The following is a 19,995-nucleotide window of genomic DNA, read 5'->3' on the forward strand; positions in this document are numbered from 1 at the left end:
CTTTACCGGATTGCGTCGGCTTCAGGCAGTCTCGATTGGCGGAAAACTCTTCACCAGATCGTCAAGCTGCTTGAGCTGGGTGAGGAAAGGCTCCAGCTTGTTCAGGCGCAAGGCGCACGGGCCATCGCACTTGGCGTTTTCCGGATCCGGATGCGCTTCGAGGAACAGACCGGCCAGGCCCTGGCTCATGCCGGCCTTGGCCAGGTCGGTTACCTGGGCACGACGGCCACCAGCGGAGTCGGCGCGACCACCTGGCATCTGCAGGGCGTGGGTCACGTCGAAGAACACCGGGTATTCGAACTGCTTCATGATGCCGAAGCCGAGCATGTCCACCACCAGGTTGTTGTAACCGAAGGAGGAACCGCGCTCGCAGAGGATCAGCTGATCGTTACCGGCCTCTTCGCACTTGGTGAGGATGTGCTTCATTTCCTGCGGGGCGAGAAACTGCGCCTTCTTGATGTTGATCACCGCACCGGTCTTGGCCATGGCCACCACCAGGTCGGTCTGCCGCGAAAGGAAGGCCGGCAGCTGGATGATGTCGCACACTTCGGCCACGGCAGCCGCCTGATGCGGCTCGTGGACGTCGGTGATCACCGGTACGCCGAAGGTCTTCTTCACCTCTTCGAAGATCTTCATGCCCTCTTCCAGGCCAGGGCCGCGGAAGGAGGTGATGGAGGAACGGTTGGCCTTGTCGAAGCTGGCCTTGAACACGTAGGGGATGCCGAGCTTCTCGGTCACCCGCACGTATTCCTCGCAGGCCTGCATGGCCAGGTCACGCGACTCGAGCACGTTGATGCCACCGAACAGCACGAACGGCTTGTCGTTGGCGATCTCGATATCGCGAACCTTGATGATCTTCTGCGCCATGGGTCAGACCTTCTTCGCTTTCTGCGCCAGCGCGGCGTTGACGAAACCGCTGAACAGCGGGTGACCGTCACGCGGCGTGGAGGTGAATTCAGGGTGGAACTGGCAGGCGACGAACCACGGATGATCCGGCGCCTCGACAACTTCCACCAGCGCGCCGTCGCCGGAACGACCGGTGACCTTCAGGCCAGCCTCGGTCAGCTGCGGCAGCAGGTTGTTGTTCACTTCATAGCGGTGACGGTGACGCTCGACGATCACGTCCTTGCCGTAGCAATCGTGCACCTTGGAGCCGGCCTGCAGCTGGCAGTCCTGCGCACCCAGGCGCATGGTGCCACCCAGATCGGAGTTCTCGCTGCGCTGCTCGACGCTGCCCGCGGCGTCCTGCCATTCGGTGATCAGGCCGACCACCGGGTGCTGGCTGGCCATGTCGAACTCGGTGGAGTTGGCATCGCTCCAGCCCACCACGTTACGGGCATACTCGATGACCGCCACCTGCATGCCGAGGCAGATGCCCAGGTAAGGGATCTTGTTCTCGCGGGCGTACTGCACGGTCTTGATCTTGCCTTCCACGCCGCGCAGACCGAAGCCGCCCGGCACCAGGATGGCATCGACGCCTTCGAGCAGGCCGGTGCCCTGGTTCTCGATGTCTTCGGAGTCGATGTAACGCAGGTTGACCTTGGTGCGGTTCTGGATGCCGGCGTGGCTCATCGCTTCGATCAGCGACTTGTACGCATCGAGCAGCTCCATGTACTTGCCGACCATGGCGATGGTGACTTCTTTCTCCGGGTTGAGCTTGGCATCGACCACGCGATCCCACTCGGACAGGTCGGCGCCGCCGCACTCCAGGCCGAAACGCTCGACGACGAAGTCATCCAGACCCTGGGCGTGCAGCACGCCCGGAATCTTGTAGATGGTGTCGACGTCTTCCAGGCTGATCACCGCGCGCTCTTCGACGTTGGTGAACAGGGCGATCTTGCGGCGCGAAGACACATCGATCGGATGGTCGGAGCGGCACACCAGCACGTCCGGCTGCAGGCCGATGGAGCGCAGCTCCTTGACCGAGTGCTGGGTCGGCTTGGTCTTGGTCTCGCCGGCGGTGGCGATGTACGGCACCAGGGTCAAGTGCATCAGCATGGCGCGCTTGGCACCCACTTCCACGCGCAGCTGGCGAATGGCTTCGAGGAACGGCTGCGACTCGATGTCGCCAACGGTGCCGCCAATTTCCACCAGGGCCACGTCGGCATCGCCGGCGCCCTTGATGATGCGACGCTTGATCTCGTCGGTGATGTGCGGAATGACCTGGATGGTCGCACCCAGGTAGTCACCACGGCGCTCCTTGCGCAGCACGTCTTCGTACACGCGGCCGGTGGTGAAGTTGTTGCTCTTGCTCATCGTGGTGCGGATGAAGCGCTCGTAGTGACCCAGGTCGAGGTCGGTCTCGGCGCCGTCATGGGTGACGAACACCTCACCGTGCTGGAACGGGCTCATGGTGCCCGGATCGACGTTGATGTAAGGGTCCAGCTTGAGCATGGTGACCTTCAGGCCCCGCGCCTCCAGGATGGCCGCCAGTGAAGCCGAGGCGATGCCTTTCCCCAATGAAGAAACAACACCACCCGTGACGAAGATGTAGCGCGTCATGAAAAACCCTAGAAGTCTGCGTTTAAGCGGTCAGTGCCGCCGGGGAAAGCGAAGGAGCGCCATCGACAACACAATGGCAAGCTCGCCAAGCTCCCTGAGGGAGTCGGCAAAAGCTGTAGTAAGACGGGAGCGTAGTCTACCCGAAAGGCCTTACCAGCTCAAACCTCGATCACCGATAGGCGGCGACCAGTGCAGACGCACCCCGCCCGCCGCCATTCCTGGCGCTTGCGTCAGGTTCGCCACCGCCACCAGCTCATCGCCATCGAACAACAGCGGCAGACGCGAGCGCACGAATGGAGGCACGCGCATTTCGTTCAGCAAGCGTTTGAGATCACGCCGACCACGTCCCGGTACCTGCAGCGACTCGCCGCCGACGCGGTAACGCAGATGCCAGTGACCTTGAGGCAGTTCGCCAGACAGGTTCACACGACCATTGCCGGGGAGCTCGACAGGTTCGCCAAGCGCACCGCAGGGTAGATCGAACGGCTGCGGCGGCCTCAACCAGTCCCCGCTGAGCCACCAGAGCCGCCCCTCCGCCCTGTGCAGCTCGCCATCGGCCAGTTTCCAGATCGGCGTCGCATCCGCAGCCGCATCACGCAGGTCATACCAACCGGCCCAATGGTCGCTGTCGGGCATTCGGCTCATAGGCGCCAGCCAATGCCGCAGCAAATTGCGCTGACGCGCATCGCTCAGCGCGGCCACGGCCGACAAATCCAGGGAAGGCAACGGCAACCAGGGCAAAGCGCAAACGCCACGAGCAGCCAGCAGGTCCATCTCGGCCAGCTCTTCCAACAGCTGCTGGGCCTCGCCCAGATGGCCGGCGCTGCGTGAAAGGCTTGCAGCCAGCTGCGGCCAGCGCTCGGCCAGCAGCGGCATCACCTGTCTGCGCAGGAAATTGCGACTGAAACGCTCGTCGGCATTGCTCGGATCCTCGACCCAGGCCAGCCCATGGCACTGCGCGTAGGCATGCAATTCGGCCCGCGAGCAGCCGAGCAAGGGCCGAAGCAGAGTGCCGCAACCCAGTGACCGGCTGACCGGCATGGCCGCCAGGCCGCGCACGCCAGCCCCACGCAGCAGGCGAAACAGCAGGGTTTCGGCCTGGTCGTCGCGATGCTGGGCACCGAGCAAAATCTCGCCAGGGCCCAGCCGCTCAGCGAACGCCGCATAGCGCGCCCGCCGCGCGGCCTGCTCCAGACTAGCCCCCGGCGCCACCTGCGCCCTGACGATGTCCAGTGGAATATCCAGCCGCGCGCAGACCAGCGCGCAATGCTCAGGCCAGGCATCGGCAGCCGGCTGCAGGCCATGATGGACATGAATGGCGGAGAGCGGCGGCAACTCCTCGTGCTGGGCCCAGTCGGCGAGCAGATGCAGCAGCACGCTGGAATCCAGGCCACCGGAGAAGGCGATACGCCAGGCAGGAGCCGTGCGCCACGGCTGCATGGCCTGGCGCAGGCGAATGGTGAGATCGGTCATCGGCCAAGCTTAAACAACAACGGGCCCGAAGGCCCGTGGTGGTGTGCGATAGATATAGCAGGGTGCGCCGTGCGCACCAAGATACCGGCGCTACAACCATTGGTGCGCACAGCGCACCCTACAACAGCCGTTGAGAAACTCAGGCGATGCCGTAGCTCATCAGGCGCTGGTAACGACGCTCCAGCAGCGCCTTGGTGTCGTGCTTCTGCAGGCTGGCCAGTTGCTTGGTTAGCTCCTGACGGATCGACTCGGACGCGGCAGCCGGATCGCGGTGTGCGCCGCCCAGCGGCTCGGCGATCACCTGATCGACGATGCCCAGGTCCTTCAGACGCTCGGCGGTGATGCCCATGGCTTCGGCGGCGTCCGGGGCCTTCTCGGCGGTACGCCAGAGGATCGAGGCGCAACCTTCCGGCGAGATCACCGAGTAGGTGGAGTACTGCAGCATGTTCAGCTGATCGCAGACGCCGATGGCCAGCGCGCCGCCGGAGCCGCCTTCACCGATCACGGTGGCGATGATCGGGGTCTTCAGACGCGCCATGACGCGCAGGTTCCAGGCGATGGCCTCGCTCTGGCCGCGCTCCTCGGCATCGATGCCCGGGTAGGCGCCGGGGGTGTCGATAAAGGTGAGGATCGGCATCTTGAAGCGCTCGGCCATCTCCATCAGGCGGCAGGCCTTGCGGTAGCCCTCGGGACGCGGCATGCCGAAGTTGCGGCGCACCTTCTCGCGCACTTCGCGGCCCTTCTGGTGACCGATGACCATCACCGGCTGCTCGCCGAGACGGGCGACACCACCGACGATGGCGGCGTCATCGGAGAAGTGACGGTCGCCGTGCAGCTCATCGAACTCGGTGAAGATGTGCTGGATGTAATCCAGGGTGTAGGGGCGGCGCGGATGGCGAGCCAACTGGGCGATCTGCCAGCTGGTCAGGTTGCCGAAGATGCTTTCGGTCAGCGCACTGCTCTTGTCCTGCAGGCGGGCGATCTCGTCGCCGATGTTCAGCGCGTTGTCATTGCCAACCAGGCGTAGCTCTTCGATCTTGGCTTGCAGGTCGGCGATCGGCTGTTCGAAATCGAGGAAATTCGGGTTCATAGTCATCCGTCTTGCGTCGACGGCCAAGTGGCCGGGGAGCTTTATCCATGTGGCGCCCTACCTTAAGGGATGGGGCGCTGCGGGTCGAGTCTGCTGCGCGAAGAGGGAGACCAGCCCCCTCTCGCATCAGCGGTAGTGCAAAAAGACGTTGTCGCGCCCGAACTGGTCACGCAATGCCTGAATCAAAGTGTCGGCCGGGTCGATTCGCCAGGCATCGCCGAATTGAAGCAAGGCGCGTGCCTCCTCGCCACTGTAGTCGACGGTCACCGGGCAGGCGCCCCTGTGCTTGCTGCACAACTCGGCCAGCCAGCGCAGGCGATCGCCCTTGAGCGCTTCGCTGGCTACCCTCACGCGCAGGCTGTCGGCCAGACCGGTCCGCGCCTCTTCCAGGCTCATCACGCGCTTGGCGCGCAGACGCAGGCCACCGGAGAAGTCGTCATTGCTGACTTCGCCCTCGACCACCACCAGCGCATCGTTCTGCAGCAGCGCCTGGTTGCTGGCAAAGGCATCGGCGAACAACGAAGCCTCGATCCTCCCTGATCTGTCATCCAGGGTGATAAAGCCCATCTTGTCGCCCTTCTTGTTCTTCATCACCCGCAGGTTGACGATCATCCCGGCGATGGTCTGGGTGTCGCGCGCGGGCTTGAGCTCGACGATGCGCTGGCGGGCGAAGCGGCGAATCTCGCCTTCGTATTCGTCGATCGGGTGGCCGGACAGGTAGATGCCCAGGGTGTCCTTCTCGCCTTTCAGGCGTTCCTTGATCGGCAGTTCGCGAGCCTTGCGGTGGTTGGCATAGACGTCCGCCTCGGGCTCGGCGAACAGGCCGCCGAACAGGTCCATATGGCCGCTCTCGGCGCTGCGCGCGGTCTGCTCGGCGGACTGCACGGCCTCTTCCATGGATGCCAGCAGCACGGCGCGGTTCTTGTCCACGCTGGCCTGATAGGCCTTGAGCTCGTCCTGGTAGTAGGGGCCGAGGCGATCCAGCGCGCCGCTGCGGATCAGCGCTTCGAGGGTGCGCTTGTTGATGCGCTTGAGGTCGACGCGGTTGCAGAAGTCGAACAGGTCCTTGAACGGCCCGCCCTCGGCGCGGCATTCGACGATGGCCTCCACCGGCCCCTCGCCCACGCCCTTGACCGCACCGAGGCCGTAGACGATGCGGCCGTCGTCGTTGACGGTGAACTTGAATTCGGAGACGTTCACGTCCGGCGGATCGATGCGCAACTTCATGTTGCGGCACTCTTCCACCAGGATCACCACCTTGTCGGTGTTGTGCATATCCGCCGACAGCACCGCGGCCATGAACGGCGCCGGGTAATGCGCCTTGAGCCAGGCAGTCTGATACGACACCAGGCCATAGGCAGCGGAGTGCGACTTGTTGAAGCCGTAACCGGCGAACTTTTCCACCAGGTCGAAGATGTTGCCGGCCAGGTCGGCATCGATGCCGTTGTTGGCACAACCTTCAATGAAGCCGCCGCGCTGCTTGGCCATCTCCTCGGGCTTCTTCTTGCCCATGGCGCGACGCAGCATGTCTGCACCGCCGAGGGTGTAGCCAGCCATCACCTGAGCGATCTGCATCACCTGCTCCTGGTACAGGATGACGCCATAGGTGGGCTTGAGCACCGGCTCCAGGCCGGCGTACTGGTAATCCGGGTGCGGATAGGACAGCTCGGCGCGGCCGTGCTTACGGTTGATGAAGTCGTCCACCATGCCGGACTGCAGCGGGCCGGGGCGGAACAGCGCCACCAGTGCGATCATGTCTTCCAGACAGTCGGGCTTGAGCTTCTTGATCAGCTCCTTCATGCCGCGCGATTCGAGCTGGAAGACCGCGGTGGTCTCCGCCTTCTGCAGCATGTCGTAGGTCTTCTTGTCATCCAGCGGGATGAAGTCGATGTTGACCAGGTCCTCGTCCGCGGCGCCGTCGCGCTTCTGGATGCGGTGGATGGTTTCCATCGCCCACTTGATGATGGTCAGGGTGCGCAGACCGAGGAAGTCGAACTTGACCAGGCCGGCCTGCTCGACGTCGTCCTTGTCGAACTGGGTCACCAGGCCGCCGCCCTCCTCGTCACAGGCGATCGGCGAGAAGTCGGTGAGCTTGGTCGGTGCGATCACCACGCCGCCGGCGTGCTTGCCGGTGCCGCGCACGATGCCTTCGAGCTTGAGCGACATGTCCCAGATCTCCTGGGCTTCCTCGTCGTTCTTGAGGAACTCGCGCAGCGGCTCCTCCATCTCGTAGGCCTTCTCCAGGGTCATGCCCACTTCGAAGGGGATCATCTTCGACAGGCGATCGGCCAGGCCGTAGGACTTGCCCTGCGCCCGCGCCACGTCGCGCACCACCGCCTTGGCCGCCATCGAGCCGAAAGTGATGATCTGGCTGACCGCGTTACGCCCGTATTTCTCGGCCACGTAGTCGATCACCCGGTCGCGGCCGTCCATGCAGAAGTCGACGTCGAAGTCGGGCATGGAAATCCGCTCGGGGTTGAGGAAGCGTTCGAACAGCAGGTCGTAGGCCAGGGGATCCAGGTCGGTGATCTTCAGCACATAGGCCACCAGCGAGCCGGCACCCGAACCACGGCCCGGGCCGACCGGCACGCCGTTGTTCTTGGCCCACTGGATGAAGTCCATCACGATCAGGAAGTAACCGGGGAAACCCATCTGGATGATGATGTCCAGCTCGAAGTTGAGGCGGTCGACGTAGACCTGCTTCTTCGCCTCGTAATCCGGCGTGTCCTTGGGCAGCAGGACCTGCAGACGCTCCTCCAGGCCCTCGAAGGAGGCATGACGCAGGTAGTCGTCGATGCCCATGCCGTTGGGCGTGGGAAAGTCCGGCAGGAAGTACTTGCCCAGCTGCACATCGATATTGCAGCGCTTGGCGATCTCGACGGTGTTTTCCAGGGCTTCCGGCAGATCGGAGAACAGCTCCCACATTTCCGCCGGAGTCTTGAGGTACTGCTGGTCGGAGTAATGCCGCGGCCGGCGCGGGTCATCCAGGGTACGCCCCTCGCCGATGCAGACGCGGGTTTCGTGCGCCTCGAAGTCGTCCTGCTTGATGAAGCGCACGTCGTTGGTCGCCACCAGCGGCGCCTCGACGCGGTCGGCCAACGCCACGGCGGCATGCAGGTATTCCTCGTCGCCGACACGGCTGGTGCGCTGCACTTCCAGATAGAAGCGGTCCGGGAACACCGCCATCCACTCGCGCAGGCGCGTTTCCGCCAGGGCCTCGTCACCGGCCAGCAACGCCAGGCCGACTTCGCCTTCGCGCGCGCCGGACAGCGCGATCAGGCCTTCGGCCGCGTCCTTGACCCACTCACGCTGGATGATCACCAGGTCGTTGCTCTGCCCCTCGGCCCAACCGCGGGAAATCAGCTCGGTGAGGTTGCGGTAGCCCTTGGGGTTCATCGCCAGCAGGGTCAGGCGCGTCAGCGGGCCGTCTTCCTCGGCGCTGGCCATCCAGATATCGGCGCCGCAGATCGGCTTGACCCCGGCGCCCATGGCCGTCTTGTAGAACTTCACCAGCGAGCACATGTTGCTCATGTCGGTGACCGCAACCGCCGGCATGCCAGCCCCGGCCACGGCCTTGATCAGCGGTTTGACCCGCACCAGGCCATCGACCAGGGAGTATTCGGTGTGCAGACGCAGGTGGACGAAAGCTTGGGTCATGGGCGGCCTTGCAGGTGAAAACGACAAAGCGCGGATTGTAGCCTAAGCGGGTCTGACTTAGGGCCAGAGGTTCAGACCGTGGCGGCGATGCAATCGACGGCTACAGGCTCGAGCAACGCCCGCACCGGGGCGAAGGAGCGCCGATGGATGGGGGTCGGCCCCAGGCGCTGCAGCGCCTCGAGATGAACGGGCGTCGGATAGCCCTTGTGACCGGCGATGCCGTAACCGGGATAGAGGCGATCCATCTCGAGCATCTCGCGGTCGCGGCTGACCTTGGCCAGAATCGAAGCCGCGGCGATCGCCGGTACTCGACTGTCACCCTTGACCACCGGTGCACTGGGTACCGTCAGCCTGGGGCAGCGGTTGCCATCGATCAGCGCCAGTTTCGGCGTCACGCTCAGCCCTTCGACAGCTCGCTGCATGGCCAGCATGGTGGCATGCAGGATGTTCAGGCGGTCGATCTCCTCCACCTCGGCGCGGGCGATGCACCAGGCCAGGGCCTTCTCGCGAATTTCGTCGAACAGCACTTCGCGACGCGCCTCGGTAAGCTTCTTCGAATCGTTCAGACCGATGATCGGCCGCAGGGGATCGAGAATCACCGCCGCCGTGACCACCGCGCCGCAGAGCGGGCCACGGCCGACTTCGTCCACTCCGGCGACCAGCTCTTCGACCAGGGTGAAGTCGAGGCCCAGCTGCATCAGTCGCGCCCCGCCAGCTTGAGCACGGCGTCCGCCGCCGACACCGAGGCGTCGCGACGCAGCGCACGGTGAATCACGTCGAAGCCTTCGGTCTGTACCTGACCGCCATCGATCAGCGGCGCCACGGCCTGGGCCAGAGCCTCGGCGGTCGCCGCCTCCTGGATCAGTTCGGGCACCAGCAGACGCTCGGCCAGCAGATTGGGCAGCGAGATGTAGGGACTCTTCACCAGGCGCTTGAGAATGCGATAGGTCAGCGGTGCCACGCGATAGGCCACCACCATCGGACGCTTGTACAGCAGTGCCTCCAGCGTGGCGGTACCCGAAGCGATCAGCACCGCATCGCAGGCGGCCAGCGCCTCGTGAGAGCGGCCGTCGAGCAGAGTCAGCGGCAGATCGCGGCTGGCCAGCATCTGCTCCAGCTGCGCGCGCCGCTCGGGCGTGGCGCAGGGCAGCAGGAAGCGAACGCCTGGACGCAAGGCGCGCAGGCGAATGGCCGCATCGAGGAACAGATCGCCCAGACGCGCCACCTCCCCGCCTCGGCTGCCCGGCATCAGGGCGACGACCGGCCCGTCCTGCGGCAGGTCCAGCGCTTCGCGGGCGGCGGCGCGGTCGGCCTGCTGGGGAATGGCATCGGCCAAGGGATGACCAACGAAACGCACCGGCACCTGATGGGCGTCATAGAACTGCGCTTCGAAGGGGAACAGGGTCAGCATCAGGTCGCAGGCTTCGCGAATCTTCAGCACGCGCTTCTGCCGCCAGGCCCAGACCGACGGGCTGACGTAATGCACGGTCTTGATGCCGGCTCGGCGCAGCTTGAGCTCCAGGCCCAGATTGAAGTCGGGGGCGTCGATACCGATGAACACGTCCGGCTTTGCGGCGATCAGATCGCGGGCCAGTTGACGGCGGCGCCCCAGTAACTCGAACAGACGGCCCAGTACCTCGACCAAGCCCATCACGGCCAGGCGCTCCATCGGGAAATAGGATTTAAGGCCCTCGGCTTCCATGCGCGCACCGCCGACGCCGATGAACTCGGCATCCGGATGGCGCGCCTTGATGGCCTGCATCAGGCCGGAACCGAGAATGTCACCGGACGCCTCACCGGCGACCAGTGCGACGCGAATAGGTCTGCTCATGGGAATCAGCGCGTGATGCCGCGTGTGGAGGCCTGGATGGAGTCGCGGAACACCGCAACCTCCGGGAACTGCGCAGCGGACTCGGCCAGCTCCGTCAGCGCCTGCTCGACAGTCAGTCCCTGGCGATAAACCAGTTTGTAGGCCTTGCGCAGCGCAGCGATGGCCTCGGCCGAAAAGCCACGACGACGCATGCCCTCGAAGTTCATGCTGCGCGCTTCGGCCGGGTTGCCGAACACGGTGACGTACGCCGGAACGTCCTTGCCGATGGCAGTGCCCATGCCGGAGAAGCTGTGCGCGCCGATGCGGCAGAATTGATGCACCAGGGTGTAACCGGAAAGAATCGCCCAGTCGTCGACCCAGACATGACCAGCCAGGGCGGTATTGTTGACCAGAATGCAGTGATTGCCGATCACGCTGTCATGACCGATATGGGCATAGGCCATGATCAGGTTGTGGTCGCCAATGGTGGTTTCGCTACGATCCTGCACGGTGCCACGGTGAATGGTGACGCCTTCGCGGATGGTGTTGTGATCGCCGATCACCAGGCGCGTCGGCTCGCCCTTGTATTTCAGGTCAGGCGTATCCTCACCCACCGAGGAGAACTGGTAGATGCGGTTGTGCTTGCCGATCACGGTCGGCCCCTTGAGCACCACGTGCGGGCCGATGACTGTACCCTCGCCGATTTCCACATCGGGCCCGACAATGCTCCACGGGCCGACGACGACGTCGTCGGCCAGTCTGGCACTGGGGTCGATGATGGCGCGGGGGTCAATCGAACTCATAGTTTGCGTTCCGCACAGATGATCTCAGCGGAGCAGACTTCCTTGCCATCGACAGTGGCGCGGCACTCGAATTTCCAGATGCTGCGACGATCGCTCAGGTACTTGGCTTCCAGCGTGAGCTGATCGCCCGGCAGCACCGGCGAGCGGAAACGCAGCTTGTCCGAACCGACGAAGTAATAGAGGGTGCCGTCGGCCGGCTTCACGCCCATCATCTTGAAACCGAGGATGCCGGCGGCCTGGGCCATGGCCTCGATGATCAGCACGCCAGGCATGATCGGGTGCTCGGGGAAATGGCCATTGAAGAACGGCTCGTTGATGCTGACATTCTTATAGGCGCGAATCTGCTTGCCTTCGACGTCCAGGTCCACCACACGATCCACCAGCAGGAAAGGATAGCGGTGCGGCAAATATTCACGAATTTCGTTGATGTCCATCATGTCCGATTAAGCCTGTAAGAAAAGAAAAGAGCACTACAACGTCGTGCTCAGGCATCAGATGAGACGTTCGCCGTCTGGGTCACGGCGGCCAGCTGTTTTTCCAGCTCACGCAAACGCTTGGCCATCTCGTCCAACTGACGAATACGCGCCGCGCTCTTCTTCCATTCGCCCGCCGGTTGCATGGCGGTACCGGAAGAATAGGCGCCCGGTTCGGTGATCGAGCGCGTGACCATGGTCATGCCGGTGACGAATACGTTGTCGCACACCTCGATGTGACCAACCATGCCGACGCCACCGGCGATCATGCAGTTCTTGCCGATCTTGGTGCTGCCGGAAATACCGCAGCAGCCGGCCATGGCGGTGTTGTCACCGACCTGCACGTTGTGCGCGATCATGATCTGGTTATCCAGCTTCACGCCATTGCCGATCAGGGTGTCGGAGAGCGCACCCCGGTCGATGGTGGTATTGGCGCCGATCTCTACGTCATCACCGATGGTCACCCCACCGATCTGCGCGATCTTCTGCCAGACGCCCTTCTCGTTGGCGAAACCGAAGCCCTCGCCACCGATCACCGCACCGGACTGGATCACCACACGCTTGCCGATCTGCACGTCGTGATACAGCGTCACGCGCGGTGCCAGCCAGCCGCCGTCACCGATCACGCTACGGGCACCGACCACACAGTGCGCGCCGATACTGACCTCGGCACCGATACGCGCGCCACTCTCGATGACCGCGTAGGGCCCCACACTGGCGCTCGGATCGACCTGCGCGTCGTCGGCGACCTGGGCGGTGGCATGAATGCCGGGAGCAGCCTTGGGCTTGCGATCGAACAGATGCGAGAGCTGAGCGTAGGCCAGATAGGGATTGGCAACGATCAGGGCATCGCCAGCGTAACCTTCGGCATCAGCTGCGCTCAGCAGCACAGCGCCGGCCTGGGTCTGCGCCAGAAACTTGCGGTACTGGGCGTTGGCCAGGAAGCTCAACTGTTCGGGCCTGGCCTCCTGCAAGGTGGCCAGGCCCGTTATGACCTTAGCTTCGGCGCCACGCAAGGTGGCGCCCAGGCGCTCGGCCAACTGGCCGAGGGTAAATGTCGCACTCATGCTCAGCGCATCTGATTCATGCGCTCGATGACCTGGCGAGTGATGTCGTACTGAGGCTTGACATCGATCACCGCACCGCGCTCGAGCACCAGGTCGAAGTTACCCTTCTTGATCACTTCTTCCACGGCTTTGTCCAGGTTCGGCTTGAGCTTGGCCAGCATCTCGCGATCGGCGATGGCCTTGGCTTCGTTCAACTCCTTGGACTGGAACTGGAAGTCACGGGCCTTCTGCTTGAACTCGAGCTCGAGGCGCTCGCGCTCGGCCTGCTGCATCTTCTCGCCATCCTTGACCATGCGGTCCTGAATGCGCTTGGCATCGCTCTCCAGGGCCTTGAGCTTGTTCAGCTGCGGACCGAACTTCTTCTCGGCATCGACCGCGTAGCGCTTGGCCGCATCCGATTCGAGCAGCGCCATCTGATAGTTCAGCACGGCCACTTTCATCTCGGCGAACGCCGGAGTGGCGATCAGAGCGGCGGTGAACAGAACCAGTTGAGTCAACTTACGCACAATGCACTCCTGCAACAAAACTGTTGGCTTTCGGTGAATGAGTTTTAGAAGGTCTGACCCAGGGAGAACTGGAAGACCTGAGTATCGGCATCATCCGGCTTCTTGATTGGCATGGCCAGGCTGAAGCTCAGCGGGCCGAGCGCGGTAATCCAGGTCAGGCCGACACCCACGGAGCTGGCCAGGTTGCTGAAATCGATGTCGCAGCTGTCGCTGAGCTTCTTCTGGCTCGACGAGCAGTTGGTATCGAAGACGTTACCCACATCCCAGAACAGCGCGGTACGCAGCGAACGCTGATCCTTGACGAACGGCATGGGGAACAGCATCTCGACGCCGCCCTGCACCAGCACGTTACCGCCGAACGGCAACGGATCCTGGTCCGGGTCGCGGAGCGTGCCAGGCTTGTTGCCGGAGCTCGGCGTACTGCGTGGCCCCAGGCTGCTGTCCTTGAAGCCGCGTACCGAGTTGAAACCACCGGCATAGTAATGCTCGTAGAACGGCAATTCGGCGGTGGAGCCATAGCTGTCGCCATAACCCAACTGGGTATGGAAGCGCAGGGTGTAGGTGTCGCTGATCGGTTTGAATACCTGGCCGCGGTAGTCGAGCTTGTAGAACGACAGATCGCTGCCCGGAATGGTGGTTTCCAGCACCAGGCTCTGCGAATGACCACGGTTGGCCAGCACGCCACGGTTGAGGGTCGACTCGGACCAGCCGATGGAGCCCTTGAAGTTCAGGTAATTGTCGCCCTCGGCCTCGATGAAATCGAAGATCTCGTCGACGGTGTAGCGGCCGGTATCGATAGTATCCTGCTGCACGGTCAGACCGTAGGTCAGACGCGCGGTCTCGCTGATCGGATAACCGATGTTGATGCCGGCACCCAGGCTGTCGACCGAGTAGCTGGATACATCGACATCGAGCTCGTCGTAGTCGGTGGTGCGGTAGAAGGCGTTGTAGCCCAGACTGACGCCGTCGACGGTCCAGTAGGGATCGACGAAGCCGAAGCTGTAACGGGTCTGGTATTCGCTGCGGGTCAGACCGAGGCTGACGCGGTTACCGGTACCCAGGAAGTTGTTCTGGCTGATCGAGCCACCCAGGATCAGACCGGCGTTCTGGGCGAAACCGACGCTGGCGGTGATGGAGCCGGACGGCTGCTCTTCGACGCTGTAGTTGACGTCGATCTGGTCGTCGGTACCCGGCACCTGCGGAGTTTCGACGTTGACTTCCTTGAAGAAGCCCAGACGCTCGAGGCGCACCTTGGACTGATCGATCAGATAGGTCGAGGCCCAGCCACCTTCCATCTGGCGCATCTCACGACGCAGCACCTCGTCCTCGGACTTGGTGTTGCCGCGGAAGTTGATGCGGTTGACGTAGGCGCGCTTGCCCGGGTCGACGAAGAAGGTGATGGAAACGGTGTTGTCCTCGTCGTGCGCTTCCGGCACGCCGTTGACGTTGGCGAAGGTGTAGCCCTCGTTACCCAGGCGACGGGTGATCAGCTCGCTGGTCGTGGTCATCACCTTGCGCGAGAACACCTGCCCTTCCTTCACCAGCAGCAGTGCACGCACGTCTTCTTCCGGTACCTTGAGGTCACCGGACAGTTTCACGTCGCGAACGCTGTACTTCTCGCCCTCTTCGACGTTGACGGTGATGTAGACGTGCTTCTTGTCCGGGGTGATGGATACCTGGGTGGAGCTGATATCCATGTTGATGTAGCCACGGTCCAGGTAGTAGGAGCGCAGACGCTCCAGGTCACCGGACAGCTTCTCGCGAGCGTACTTGTCGTCGTTCTTGAAGAACGACAGCCAGTTGGTGGTCTTCAGTTCGAACAGGTCGGTCAGGTCTTCATCGCTGAACACCGTGTTGCCCACCACGTTGATGTGCGAGATGGCGGCGACGGTGCCTTCGTTGATGGTGATCTTCAGCGCCACGCGGTTGCGCGGCTGGGGAATCACCTCGGCCTGGATTTCCGCGGAGTAGCGGCCCTGCGCAACATACTGGCGCTGCAGCTCGTTGCGCACGCCTTCGAGCGTGGCGCGCTGGAAGATCTCGCCCTCGGCCAGGCCGGACTGATTCAGACCCTTGAGCAGGTCCTCGGTGGTGATGGCCTTGTTGCCTTCGATTTCGATACCGGAAATGGAAGGACGCTCGACCACGGTGATGACCAGCACGTCGCCATCGCGACCGAGCTGGATATCCTGGAAGAAACCGGTGCGGAACAGGGAGCGGGTGGCATCGACCAGCTGGCGGTCGTCGACCTGCTCACCCACGTTCAGCGGCAGTGCGCCAAATACGCTACCGGCGGAAACCCGCTGGAGACCGTTGACGCGTATATCGGAGATGGTGAAGGACTCGGCGTGAACTTCGGCGATCATCAATGCGGACAGTACCGCAGGTAGCAGCAGACGTTTCATGAAGTCCTTTCTTATTCCAACTGACGATAAAAACTGCCGCCCAAGGCGACACTTCTTGTGAATCTCGAGAGCGCAATTCAGCAATGCTTACAGACGGCCAAGATCGTTGACCAGAGCCAGCAACATGACCCCGATGACCAGACTGATGCCGATCTGCATCCCCCAACCCTGGACCCGCTCAGACAAGGGGCGACCACGCACCCACTCGACCAGATAAAACAGCAGATGCCCACCATCCAGTACGGGGATGGGCAGCAGATTCAGAACCCCCAGGCTAATACTCAGATATGCAAGGAATTTCAGGAAATCCCCCAGCCCTGACTCAGCTGAAGCGCCCGCCACTTTAGCAATGGTTATCGGCCCACTCAAGTTTTTTACCGAGAGCTCTCCGAACAGCATTTTCCGCAATGAATCGAGGGTCAGAAGGCTCATCGCCCAGGTCTGACGCATGCCTTCGGCGATGCCTTCGATGGGACCGTAGCGCACCTCACGCAGCATCTCCGGCGGCCATTCCACCCCCTGCACGCCGGCGCCCAGATAACCGCTGCGCACCTCACCCTCGCCGCGCGCCGCCAGTGTCAGCTCGACATCCTGCGCTTGCCCGGCACGCTCGATGCGCAGGGTCACGGCCTCTCCCGGCAGCGCCCGCACGCGATCGACCAGATCCTGCCAGTCGGCCAGCGGCTCGCCATCAAGCGCCAGCAATCTGTCGCCCGTTTGCAGCCCTGCCGCGTGGGCCGGCCCCTTGGGGTCCACCTCGGCCAGCACCGGCTCCAGAGCCGGACGCCAGGGACGAATGCCCAGCGACCCGATGGGATCGGGCTCGTCGACGCCACGCTGCCAATTGTCCAGCTGCACCTGCTTGGGCGTTTCAACGGTCGACCCAGGCTCGAGGACGCGCAGATTCAGGGTGCCGCTCTCACCGAGACGACGCACCAGTTGCAGGTTGACCGCAGCCCAGCCGCTGGTTGCCTCGCCATTGACCGCGACGATCTCCTGCCCCGCCTGCAGCCCCGCAGCCGCTGCCAGACTGCCTTCCTGCACCGCGCCGATGACCGGGCGCACCTGCTGGCTACCGAGCATGGCGACGAACCAGAAGAACAGCAGAGCCAGCAGGAAGTTGGCCAGCGGGCCTGCAGCGACGATAGCGATGCGCTGGCGCACGCTCTTGCGATTGAAGGACTGCTCGACCAGCTCGGGCGGCACGTCGCCCTCACGCTCGTCGAGCATCTTCACGTAGCCACCGAGCGGAATGGCCGCGATCACGAATTCGGTGCCCTGCCGGTCATGCCAGCGCAGCAGAGGCGTACCGAAGCCGACGGAAAAGCGCAGGACCTTGACCCCGCAACGCCGGGCCACCCAGAAATGCCCGTATTCGTGAAAGGTCACCAGGACACCCAGAGCGATCAGGGTGCCGACCACCATATACAGCCCACTCATCTATTCTCTCCAGCCCATCAATGCCGGGCGAGCCATTCACCAGCCAGGGCGCGCGCCCGGCGATCGGCCTCGAAGACCGCATCGAGCGCTTCGACTGCCCGCGCCGACTCCGCGTTCAACACGAACTCAATCATACGCGCGATATCGCTGAAGCGGATGCGGCGCTGCAGAAAGGCGTCGACCGCGACCTCGTTGGCCGCGTTGAGCATCGCCGGAGCGCTGCCGCCGACCTGCGCCGCCTCGCGCGCCAGACGCAGACAGGGAAAGCGCTGCTCGTCGGGGCGCTCGAAATCCAGGCGACCGATGGCAAACAGATCCAAGGGCGACACCCCCGAATCGATACGCTGCGGCCAGGCCAGGGCATGGGCGATGGGCGTGCGCATGTCCGGGTTGCCCAACTGGGCCAGCACCGAACCGTCGACGTAATCGACCAGCGAATGAATCACGCTCTGCCGGTGAATGACCACCTCGATCTGTTCGGGACGGGCGTCGAACAACCAGCAAGCCTCGATCATCTCCAGGCCCTTGTTCATCATGCTTGCCGAATCGACCGAAATCTTGCGCCCCATCGACCAGTTCGGATGTGCACAGGCCTGCTCGGGCGTGACACGCTCCAGCTCGGCCAGCGGCGTTTCGCGAAAGGGACCGCCGGAAGCGGTGAGCAGCACCCGACGCACGCCGACCGCCTGCAGCCCGCGGCCGTAGTCGCTCGGCAGACACTGGAAAATGGCGTTGTGCTCGCTATCGATCGGCAGCAAGGTGGCGCCGCTCTCGCGCACCGCCTGCATGAACAGGGCGCCGGACATCACCAACGCTTCCTTGTTGGCCAGCAGCACTTTCTTGCCGGCCTGCACCGCCGCCAGGGTCGGCCTCAGGCCGGCGGCACCGACGATCGCCGCCATTACGCAGTCGACCTCGCCGTGTGCGGCTACGGCGCACAGGCCCTCCTCGCCCACCAGCACCTCGGTGGGCAACGCCGCCGCTCGCAGGCTGCCCTGCAGAGCGTGCGCCGCGGCAGCGTCGGGCACCACGACATAGCGCGGACGATGCTGTACGCAGAGCATCTCCAGCTCCGCCAGCCGGGAAAAGCCGCTGAGCGCGAATACCGCGTAACGCTCGGGGTGACGCGCGATCACGTCCAGGGTGCTCAGACCGATGGAGCCGGTCGCCCCCAGTACGGTGATCTGCTGCACTGTGCTCACAGCGAACCCCAGCCCGCCAGCCACAGCAGCGCCGCAAACAGCGGAATGGCCGCGGTGAGGCTGTCGATACGGTCGAGCACGCCGCCATGACCAGGCAGCAGGTTGCTGCTGTCCTTGATTCCGGACTGCCGCTTGAACATGCTCTCGGTCAGGTCACCGACCACCGAAACCAGCACCACCACAGCCGCACCACCGAGCGCCAGCAGCAGGCTGCCAAGGCTCCAGCCCTGCTGCAGACCAACCAGCAGGGTGATCAGCAGGCTGGTGGCGAGGCCGCCGTAGAGGCCTTCCCAGCTCTTGCCGGGGCTGACCCTGGGCGCCAGCTTGCGCTTGCCGAAGGTCTTGCCAGAAAAATAAGCACCGATATCCGCAGCCCAGACCAGCACCATGACGGCGATGATCAGGCCGTTGGCCTGCGGCCACTGCTTGAGCAGCACCAGCCCCTGCCAGGCCGGCAGCAGAATCAACAGACCGATCAGCAATTTGCCGGGCAGGCCGCCCCAGTACCGACTGCTGTCGGGGTAGCCGAGCACCAGCAGCGTCGCCGCAGCCCACCACAGCACCGCGATGAGCAATAGCAGCGGCGCTAGCGCAGGCAGCAGATAGAGACCGTAGAGCAGCACCGCCACCCCGACTGCATAGGCGATGCGCTGAGGCTGAGCGTCAAGCCCGGCCAGACGCGCCCACTCCCAGGCACCCAGCGAGACCACCGCACCAATGAATAGCGCAAAGGCGCCGCCGTCGAGCAGAAAAAAACCGCCCAGGGCGATGGGCAACAGCACCAGCGCCGTGATGATTCGTTGCTTGAGCATTAGGAACGCGCCTCGGCTTCCACCTGCTCGCTGGTCTTGCCGAAGCGACGCTGGCGGGTAGCGAAATCGGCCAGCGCCTTGCGCATGGCCTCGTGCTTGAAATCCGGCCAGTAGAGGTCGGAGAAGTACAGTTCGCTGTAAGCCAACTGCCAGAGCAGGAAGTTACTGATGCGGTGCTCGCCACCGGTGCGTATGCACAGATCGGGCAACGGCAGATCGCCGGTGGCCAGACAGCCCTGCAGCAGCCCGGGAGTGATGTCCTCGGGCTGCAGATGCCCGGCCTGCACCTCGCGCGCCAGACGCTGGGCGGCCTGGGCGATATCCCACTGCCCGCCGTAATTGGCAGCGATCTGCAAAGTGAAGCGCCGGTTGCCGGCCGTCAGCAACTCGGCCTCACGCATGGCGGCCTGCAACTCCGGATGAAAGCGCGAGCGATCACCGATGATGCGCAGGCCGATGTCGTTATCCAGCAGCTTCTTCGCCTCGCGGCGCAGCGCGCCGAGGAACAGCTCCATCAGCGCACCGACCTCCTCGGCCGGGCGCTGCCAGTTCTCACTGGAGAAGGCGAACAGGGTCAATACCTCGACACCCGACTCGGCACACACCTCGATCACCGCGCGAACCGCGTCGACGCCCGCCTTGTGCCCCGCTACGCCCGGCAACAGGCGTTTCTTCGCCCAGCGGTTGTTGCCATCCATGATGATGGCGACATGCCGCGGCACCGCCCCCTGCTTGTTCTTGTCCATGTCGGGAAG

Annotated in this window: 16 protein-coding genes; all 16 read right to left on the reverse strand. The window is 63.7% G+C overall.

The features are described 5' to 3' along the window. Positions 1-21: 21 nt before the first annotated feature. Positions 22-867 carry a 3-deoxy-8-phosphooctulonate synthase gene (gene kdsA / locus N7333_RS01540; protein ID WP_003244230.1) on the reverse strand — a complete coding sequence of 282 codons (846 nt, stop codon included), beginning with the start codon at positions 865-867 and terminating at the stop codon, positions 22-24. Positions 868-870: 3 nt separating this feature from the next. Further along, positions 871-2,502, reverse strand: coding sequence for a CTP synthase (locus N7333_RS01545; protein WP_279858201.1), 1,632 nt, complete (start codon positions 2,500-2,502; stop codon positions 871-873). A 150-nt stretch (positions 2,503-2,652) separates the two neighbouring features. After that, positions 2,653-3,975, reverse strand: coding sequence for a tRNA lysidine(34) synthetase TilS (gene tilS, locus N7333_RS01550; protein ID WP_012019178.1), 1,323 nt, complete (start codon positions 3,973-3,975; stop codon positions 2,653-2,655). Positions 3,976-4,114: 139 nt separating this feature from the next. Continuing rightward, positions 4,115-5,065: an acetyl-CoA carboxylase carboxyltransferase subunit alpha gene (locus tag N7333_RS01555; protein WP_003244224.1), complete on the reverse strand. Its 951-nt coding sequence runs from the start codon at positions 5,063-5,065 to the stop codon at positions 4,115-4,117. A 126-nt stretch (positions 5,066-5,191) separates the two neighbouring features. Continuing rightward, positions 5,192-8,722, reverse strand: coding sequence for a DNA polymerase III subunit alpha (gene dnaE, locus N7333_RS01560; protein WP_279858203.1), 3,531 nt, complete (start codon positions 8,720-8,722; stop codon positions 5,192-5,194). Between the two features lie 71 nt (positions 8,723-8,793). Further along, positions 8,794-9,420, reverse strand: a complete 627-nt coding sequence (gene rnhB / locus N7333_RS01565; RefSeq protein ID WP_279858204.1) for a ribonuclease HII — start codon at positions 9,418-9,420, stop codon at positions 8,794-8,796. Beyond that, entirely contained in the window at positions 9,420-10,553 is a 1,134-nt protein-coding gene (lpxB, locus tag N7333_RS01570) for a lipid-A-disaccharide synthase (RefSeq protein WP_003244219.1), read from the reverse strand. The genes rnhB and lpxB overlap by 1 nt, the downstream gene beginning before the upstream one ends. A gap of 5 nt (positions 10,554-10,558) precedes the next feature. Continuing rightward, entirely contained in the window at positions 10,559-11,335 is a 777-nt protein-coding gene (lpxA, locus tag N7333_RS01575) for an acyl-ACP--UDP-N-acetylglucosamine O-acyltransferase (RefSeq protein WP_003244217.1), read from the reverse strand. Next, positions 11,332-11,772: a 3-hydroxyacyl-ACP dehydratase FabZ gene (gene fabZ / locus N7333_RS01580; RefSeq protein WP_003244215.1), complete on the reverse strand. Its 441-nt coding sequence runs from the start codon at positions 11,770-11,772 to the stop codon at positions 11,332-11,334. The genes lpxA and fabZ overlap by 4 nt, the downstream gene beginning before the upstream one ends. A 47-nt stretch (positions 11,773-11,819) precedes the next feature. Then, positions 11,820-12,881, reverse strand: coding sequence for a UDP-3-O-(3-hydroxymyristoyl)glucosamine N-acyltransferase (gene lpxD / locus N7333_RS01585; protein WP_085986038.1), 1,062 nt, complete (start codon positions 12,879-12,881; stop codon positions 11,820-11,822). Continuing rightward, complete coding sequence (locus tag N7333_RS01590) at positions 12,878-13,381, reverse strand: OmpH family outer membrane protein (protein ID WP_279858205.1); 504 nt, start codon at positions 13,379-13,381, stop codon at positions 12,878-12,880. The genes lpxD and N7333_RS01590 overlap by 4 nt, the downstream gene beginning before the upstream one ends. Before the next feature lie 44 nt (positions 13,382-13,425). After that, entirely contained in the window at positions 13,426-15,786 is a 2,361-nt protein-coding gene (bamA, locus tag N7333_RS01595) for an outer membrane protein assembly factor BamA (protein WP_003244210.1), read from the reverse strand. A gap of 87 nt (positions 15,787-15,873) precedes the next feature. Then, a complete protein-coding gene (gene rseP, locus N7333_RS01600; RefSeq protein ID WP_279858206.1) occupies positions 15,874-17,226 on the reverse strand; it encodes a sigma E protease regulator RseP in 1,353 nt (450 codons plus the stop codon). 17 nt (positions 17,227-17,243) lie between these two features. Further along, complete coding sequence (gene ispC / locus N7333_RS01605) at positions 17,244-18,428, reverse strand: 1-deoxy-D-xylulose-5-phosphate reductoisomerase (RefSeq protein WP_279858207.1); 1,185 nt, start codon at positions 18,426-18,428, stop codon at positions 17,244-17,246. Continuing rightward, positions 18,425-19,240 carry a phosphatidate cytidylyltransferase gene (locus N7333_RS01610; protein ID WP_012019184.1) on the reverse strand — a complete coding sequence of 272 codons (816 nt, stop codon included), beginning with the start codon at positions 19,238-19,240 and terminating at the stop codon, positions 18,425-18,427. The genes ispC and N7333_RS01610 overlap by 4 nt, the downstream gene beginning before the upstream one ends. Next, positions 19,240-19,986 carry a polyprenyl diphosphate synthase gene (gene uppS, locus N7333_RS01615; protein WP_003244205.1) on the reverse strand — a complete coding sequence of 249 codons (747 nt, stop codon included), beginning with the start codon at positions 19,984-19,986 and terminating at the stop codon, positions 19,240-19,242. Before uppS ends, N7333_RS01610 begins: the two co-directional genes overlap by 1 nt. Between the last annotated feature and the right edge of the window lie 9 nt (positions 19,987-19,995).

It is taken from the genome of Pseudomonas sp. GD04158 (assembly GCF_029834875.1).
In the GTDB taxonomy this organism is placed as follows: Bacteria; Pseudomonadota; Gammaproteobacteria; order Pseudomonadales; family Pseudomonadaceae; genus Aquipseudomonas; species Aquipseudomonas hydrolytica.